This window comes from Bifidobacterium rousetti, from assembly GCF_008698235.1.
Lineage (GTDB): Bacteria > Actinomycetota > Actinomycetes > Actinomycetales > Bifidobacteriaceae > Bifidobacterium > Bifidobacterium rousetti.
Genome location: NZ_PEBH01000006.1, coordinates 190,050 through 196,738 on the forward strand (window position 1 = coordinate 190,050; position 6,689 = coordinate 196,738).

Here is a 6,689-nt window from a genome sequence, read left to right on the forward strand (position 1 = left end):
CCCTCTCTTCACGCTCACGCGATTCACGCGAGGTTCCTCGAACGGATGGAGACCAGTCCCTGCGGGCGGAACTGCAGGAAGATCACGACGATCAGGAAGATGGCCATCTGACCGATCGACGCGGAGGTCGGCAGCTCGATCGCGGACTGGCACAGGCCCAGCACGAAGGAGGCGATGACCGCGCCCTTGAGCTGGCCGACGCCGCCGGCGACGACCACGAGGAACGCCTGCACGATGAACGTGGTGCCGAAGTTGAAGCTGATCGAGTTAAGCAGGCTCAACGCCACGCCCGCGATGCCGGCGATGCCGGAGCCGAGGAAGAACGTCACATGGTCGACCTTCTTCGTGGAGATGCCGGACACCTCGGCGAGATCGCGGTTCTCGGAGGTCGCGCGGATCTGGCGGCCGAGCGGCGTGAGCTTCAGCACCGCGTACAGCGCGGCCACGCACACGATCGACAGGATGAAGATGAACAGTCGTCCGGCGGAGAAGCTGTAGCCGAACACCGTGACCGGGTTGGTCAGCGCGTCGGGCGCGGAGGCGTAGACCGGAGTCGCACCGAAGATGTCACGCGCCAGCTGCTGGAGGACCAGCGATACGCCGAACGTGACCAACAGGGTGTCGAGCGGGCGATTGCGCATGCGTTCGAGCAACAGCACGTCGAGCAGGAGGCCCAACAGGCCGGCCACGACGAAGCCGACGACGAGCGCGACGCCCAGCGAGACGGCCTTGTTGCCGATGACCGTGCTCATCACGTACGCGGTGTACGCGCCGGCCATCATGAACTCGCCGTGGGCGTTGTTGATGACGCCCATCTGGCCGAAGGTCAGCGACAGGCCAAGCGCGGCGAGCAGCAGGATCGATCCGTTGGACAGACCCGCCACGATCTGAGGAAATAGCATATCCATTGTTTCGTGTCCTTCTCTCTCGTCAGTTGCTCGAGCCGGAGTCTTCGACGCTCGCGCTCAGGCTCTTCGCCCAGTCGTAGGTCTTCAGGTACGGGTCCGGCTGGATCGGGCCGTCGGACTTCCACACGGTGTGGATGAGCTTGTCGGAGCCGATCTTGCCGATGTACGAGGTCTTGTAGATGTGGTGGTTCTCGCCGTCGACCTTGACCTCGCCCTCGGGCGCGTCAAACGTGACGCCGTCGGCCGCGGCCTTGACCTTGTCCACGTCGAACGACTTGGCCTTCTCGACCATGCCCTTCCACAGGTAGACGGAGGTGTACGAGGACTCCATCGGGTCGGAGGTCGGGCGGTTCTGCCCGTACTTGGCCTTGAAGTTCTTCACGAACGTCTTGTTCTGCGCGTTGTCGAGCGTCTGGTAGTAGTTCCAGGCGGTCAGCTGGTCCTTGACGTTGTCGACGCCGATCGCGGAGACCTCCTCCTCAGCGATGGACATCGAGATGACCGGCACGGTGTCGGCCTTGAGGCCGGACGCCTTGTACTCCTTGAAGAACGCGACGTTGGAGTCGCCGTTCAGGGTGTTGACGACCGCGTCGGCGCCGGAGAACTTGAGCTTGTTGACGATGGTGGTGAAGTCGGTCGAGCCCATCGGGGTGTACTCCTCGCCGACGACCTGCATGCCGTTGCCCTCCGCGTACGCCTTGACGACGCGGTTCGCGGTCTGCGGGAACACGTAGTCGGAGCCGACGAGGAACAGCTTCTTGTATCCCTGCTCCTTCAGGTAGTCGAGGGCGGGCACGATCTGCTGGTTCGGGGCGGCGCCGGAGTAGAAGATGTTCGGACTCGCCTCCATGCCCTCGTACTGCAGCGGGTAGAACAGCAGCGCGTTGTCGGCCTCGAACACCGGCAGCATGGCCTTGCGCGAGGAGGAGGTCCAGCCGCCGAACACCGCGGCCACGCACTCCTTCTCGATCAGGGTCTTCGCCTTCTCGGCGAACACGGCCGGCTCGGACTTGCCGTCCTGCTGGACGACCTCGATCTTCTTGCCGAGCACGCCGCCCTTCGCGTTGATCTCGTCGACCGCCATGTGCAGCGAGTCGGAGACGGTCTGTTCGGAGATCGCCATCGTGCCGGACAGCGAGTTGACGAATCCGACCTTGATGGTGCTGCCCGACGTGTCGACGCACGACGCGGCGTCCGACGAACCGCTGTTGCCGGCCGCTTCGGCGGCCTCCTTCTCGGCGACGGTCCGACCCCAGCCGCAGCCGGCGGTGGACAGCACGGCCGCGAGGACGCACGCGGCGGCCCCGAGCCTGGCACCTATCTTCCTGGCACGTGATGTAGTCATACGGTCCCTCTCTTTGCGTACGACGTGTACGACGTGATTGACGTTCACGTTCGATTGACAACGTGTTGTCGTGTCATGCGATGCCGCGTGGGACCGCGACCGATGGGCGCCGCCCCGCGCACCACCTTGAACGCTTGTGGGGTTCAGCATCGCACCCCACGCTTTCCCCGCCGTTGCCCTGATGTTTCCTCCACGTCTCATTGATGTCCAACAAGTAAACGACGTCATCCCAACTCACACTTGGCCCCCTCTGGCGGACCGTTGCTGTGAAGCAAACAGCGGAGCTGTTTGCAGGCAACGTGCGAACCGACAGGCGAGCCAACAAAAACCGCGCGCGGCGCGTCCCAACTTCCCTGGCTCCCCTTGTCAGGGGAGCTGGCCCGCGAAGCGGGACTGAGGGGTAGTTGCCGCGGCAACCAGACGCATGCCGCCCACAGCGGAATCACCCTTCCTCACTCTGCGCAAGACTGCGATAATGGCCGTATGACTACACATGCTGATGATGTTGCCGCCGTCAACGAGACGGTCGCCACGCTGCTCAACCGTCGTTCCATTCGCAAGTTCAAGGCCGATCCGATCGACGACGACACCCGCGCCGTATTGGAGACCGTCGCCCAGCACGCCGCCTCCAGCCAGTACCTCAACGACTGGTCCGCGATCCGCATCACCGATCCGGACATCAAGGCGAAGTTCGCCGAGATCGGACACCAGCCGTACATCGCGGAGGCGCCGCTGCTGTACCTGTTCATCCTCGACGAGCAGCGCAACGCGCGCATCGCCGGACGTAAGGGCGTCGATACGGACTCCCCCGACTGGGGTCTCGCGTCGAGCTACCGTTTCACGCAGGCGCAGAACGACGCCGTTCTGGCCCTGCACGCGATGGAGACCGCCGCGTACTCGCTCGGCCTCGGCTGCGTGATCCTCGGCTCATTACTCAACGACATTCCGGAACTGATCAAGCTGTGCCACCTGCCGAAGTACACGTACCCGGTATTGGGCCTCGCGATCGGCAAGCCCGATCAGGAGCCGGCGTTGAAGCCCCGCATGCCGCGCACGATGCAGTTCTTCGAGAACCAGTACCCGACGGCTGGCGAGTCGGCCTCATTGGACGGCCTCGAGGAATTCGACGAGACCGTGCACCAGTACTACGACCTGCGCAACACCGATCGCCCGGTCGACGCCTTCAGCGACCAGATCGCCAAGGTCAGCACCCAGGACGTGAATGACAAGTCGTTGTTGGACAAGGCCGCGGCCCAAGGCTTCCATCTGGAGAAGTAGCCTGAAGTAACCTTCTGACATACACGACATACAACTGTCAGGAGTACGTTCGACCGGATATTCCCGAGTAACTTCCGGCCAAACGTACTCCTACCGACCGTAAACGTACGTTCCTCCGGAAGATCCATGGAAACACCCGATGGAACGTACACCTACGACTAGTAAGCGTACGTTCTTCCGGAAGATCCATGGAAACACCCGGAGGAACGTACACCTACGACGGATAGGTGTCGACGGCGGACGAGCCAGCTGACGAACTAACGGACGACGACGCCGTACTACAGTGGAGCCCATGTTCACCTTCGAACAGTTGACGCGCTGCAACCGGACCGAGCTTATGATATGCCGCTTCGTCTCCACGCATGTGGAATCGGTGGCGTATATGTCGGTGCGCGAGCTGGCCGCCGCCACGTACGTATCCCCATCCACCATCATGCGCTGGTGCGTGAAAATGGGGTTCGAGGGATTCGATTCATTCAAGGCCACGGTACGGGAAATGGCGTCGGCACCGGTCATCACCCCGGTTCCCCAAGCCGATCTGGGTGAATTGTCATTGTTCTTCTCACGCGCCGACTCCCCTGCATTCGAGGCCATGCTCGGCGAAGCGACCTCACTGTTGGAGCATGCCGATCCGATCATGTTCGTCGGCGAGGGCTCATCCGGCACGATCGCCGATTACGGGGCACGCCTGTTCGCCAATCTGGGATTGTTCGCCATCGGACTGACAGATGCGTTCTATCCGACCGCCACGTTCGCCAGACGATCCATGGCGGTCATCGCCGTGTCGGAAAGCGGCGAGACGCCGAAACTTCTGGAGCTGATGGAAGGGCTCGCCGCCCGTGGCGCGACGCTGCTCGCGTTGACGAACGCCTCCGACAGCACACTCGCTGCGATGTGCGACTGGTCGTTCGCCGCCGGATTGTCGTCCGAACGAGTCAACGGCGGCTACAACGCGACCAGTCAGTTGCCCGCCGTATTCGTCATCGAGTCGTTGGCGCGGCGTCTCGTCAGGCTAAGGGATGATCGGAGCCGTTGATCGGACGCAATACGCAGCAGGGATTGCCGACGGCGACCACGTTCGCGGGGATGTCATGCGTGACGACCGATCCCGCGCCGATCACCGTGCCGTCGCCGATGGATACTCCCGGAAGCACGATGACGCCGCCGCCCAGCCAACAGCCGCGGCCGATATGGATCGGCTTGGCGTACGTGTTCCAGCGGTAATGCGAGTCACCCGGCTTCCATCCTTCGACGAGACGGTCCGCGAGCTCCACCGGATGCGTGGCCGTGTACAGTTGCACGTTCGACGCGATCAACGTGTCCGATCCGATGTCGATCGTGTTGCAGTCCACGAACGTGCAGTTCATGTTGACCGACACGTTGCTGCCGATACGGATGTTCCGCCCGTAGTCGCAGATGAACGGCAATCCGACCGACACGTTCTCCCCGATCTGACCGAACAACGATTCGAGTATCTCGCGTTTGCGCACCTTCGCGTCGTAGGGCAGTCGATTGTACTCGCCCAATAGTCGCCTGGCAGTGTTCTTGTAGTTGAGGAATATGGCGTCGTGGCAGTCGTAGATCTCCCCGGCCATGCACTTGTCGAGCTCGTTCATGTCTGTCTCCCCCGCTCACTCACTCATGCACGTCGAGACGGCGGTCGTGCCAGTAGTATTCGCGATCGTGCTCGCCGATCGGCCGCACGACTTTGCACGGCACGCCCACGGCGACGACGTTCGCGGGGATGTCGTGCGTGACGACCGATCCCGCGCCAATCACGCTGTTTTCACCGATGGTGACGCCGGGCAGGATACTCACGTTGGATCCGACCCATACGTTGCGGCCGATATGCACGGGCAGCGCATACGTGTAGTGATGTTCGCGCATGATCGGCAGGATCGGGTGGCCGGCGGTGGCGATGGTGACCGATGGGCCGAACATCGCATAGTCGCCGATCCAAATCTCGGCATCATCGATCATGCTCATGAACGCGTTGATGTAGATCCCCTTGCCGAGGTGGACACGGCGACATCCGTTGTTCGCGTGCAATGGGACCTCGATGTGCACGCCCTCCCCGACCTCGGCGCACATGCCCTTGAGCAGTTCAGAACGACGATCCTGCTCTGTGGGCTTGGTCTGGTTGTACTCCCACAGCTTGTTCTGCCATTCGAGTTGTCCGTCCATGATGGCCGGATCGTCGTAGTGATAGGGAAGTCCCATGTCCTTACGAGCTACATTATCCATGTCATCCGTGCCCATATCCTTCACCACCCATACTCGTGTATCTGTCGTGTATCTGTCCCATCAACACAAGACACCATTTATGGTATCGATATCACCGTGAGGGGATAACCAAACAAACCGGGATAGGCACGTTCCGTACCGTACACGGAACACAGGGGTTACTGTGGTTCCCAACCCGTAGAAACACAACCCCGTTAATAGGGGAACCATCCGGTAGTGGGGAACCGTCAGTAGGGAACCATCGGCGTACGTTTCCCCGGATGTTTTCAGTGGCCTTCCGGTGAAACGTACTCCTACCGACCGTAAACGTACGTTCCTCCGGGTGTTTTCAACCCGTTTCCGGCCAACCATACTCCTACCAACCGTAGGAGTACGGTTGTCCGGAAGCCTCCCGGGAATACCCGGAGGAACGTACTCCTACCGACCGTAAGCGTACGTTTCCCCGGAAGTTCCCCGGGAGTGTCCGGCCGAACGTGCTCCCGGCCGTTATTACCGGGGTCGGATCCTCCCAGGTCCGGAAAACAACGGATCCCCGGGGACTGTGTTGTCCTGCCGGGGATTCGGTTACGTGTGTAGCGGCGACGTGCTACTCTCCCACATCCTCTCGGGTGCAGTACCATCGCCGTGCAAGGCCTTAGCTTCCGGGTTCGGAATGGGACCGGGCGTCTCACCTTGGCTATGGTCGCCGCAAATCTTCAATTAAACATCCCACCAACGGGTGGGGGATGGGACCGTGGCGGTCCGGGGACCGGACGGCGGACGCGAGATGTTGACGTTCCGTGACCCGTTCCATGCCGTTCAGTGTCGCATGGGCGGTTCGCGCAGTGTGCGGATGCTCCCCCGAAAAGAGGGGGTTGTGTGATTGCCTTTTCCCCGTTAGTACCGGTCGGCTCCACCCCTCGCGGGGCTTCCAC

General features: G+C 61.8%; 6 protein-coding genes and 1 rRNA gene. 2 read left to right on the forward strand and 5 right to left on the reverse strand.

Annotated features, from left to right (window positions below):
* Window positions 1-23 precede the first annotated feature (23 nt).
* A complete protein-coding gene (gene urtB / locus CSQ85_RS07895) occupies window positions 24-908 on the reverse strand; it encodes an urea ABC transporter permease subunit UrtB (RefSeq protein ID WP_107042087.1) in 885 nt (294 codons plus the stop codon).
* Window positions 909-930: 22 nt separating this feature from the next.
* Window positions 931-2,253 (reverse strand): urea ABC transporter substrate-binding protein, encoded by a 1,323-nt coding sequence (gene urtA, locus CSQ85_RS07900; protein ID WP_150383606.1) that lies wholly within the window; start codon window positions 2,251-2,253, stop codon window positions 931-933.
* A 483-nt stretch (window positions 2,254-2,736) separates the two neighbouring features.
* Between urtA and CSQ85_RS07905 the strand changes: the two genes are divergently transcribed.
* The gene (locus CSQ85_RS07905) at window positions 2,737-3,531 is read left to right on the forward strand and encodes a nitroreductase family protein (RefSeq protein ID WP_150383607.1); all 795 of its coding nucleotides are present in this window, start codon (window positions 2,737-2,739) and stop codon (window positions 3,529-3,531) included.
* 292 nt (window positions 3,532-3,823) lie between these two features.
* Complete coding sequence (locus CSQ85_RS07910; protein WP_150383608.1) at window positions 3,824-4,567, forward strand: MurR/RpiR family transcriptional regulator; 744 nt, start codon at window positions 3,824-3,826, stop codon at window positions 4,565-4,567.
* On the opposite strand, the gene CSQ85_RS13565 is transcribed toward CSQ85_RS07910, so the two are convergent.
* The 3 genes from CSQ85_RS13565 to rrf form a co-directional block, all read right to left on the reverse strand.
* The gene (locus CSQ85_RS13565; RefSeq protein WP_150383609.1) at window positions 4,539-5,147 is read right to left on the reverse strand and encodes a sugar O-acetyltransferase; all 609 of its coding nucleotides are present in this window, start codon (window positions 5,145-5,147) and stop codon (window positions 4,539-4,541) included. The two genes, CSQ85_RS07910 and CSQ85_RS13565, sit on opposite strands and share 29 nt — an antisense overlap.
* A gap of 19 nt (window positions 5,148-5,166) precedes the next feature.
* Window positions 5,167-5,751, reverse strand: a complete 585-nt coding sequence (locus CSQ85_RS07920; protein ID WP_223846909.1) for a sugar O-acetyltransferase — start codon at window positions 5,749-5,751, stop codon at window positions 5,167-5,169.
* Window positions 5,752-6,348: 597 nt separating this feature from the next.
* Window positions 6,349-6,465 (reverse strand): 5S ribosomal RNA (rrf, locus tag CSQ85_RS07925).
* Window positions 6,466-6,689: the final 224 nt, after the last annotated feature.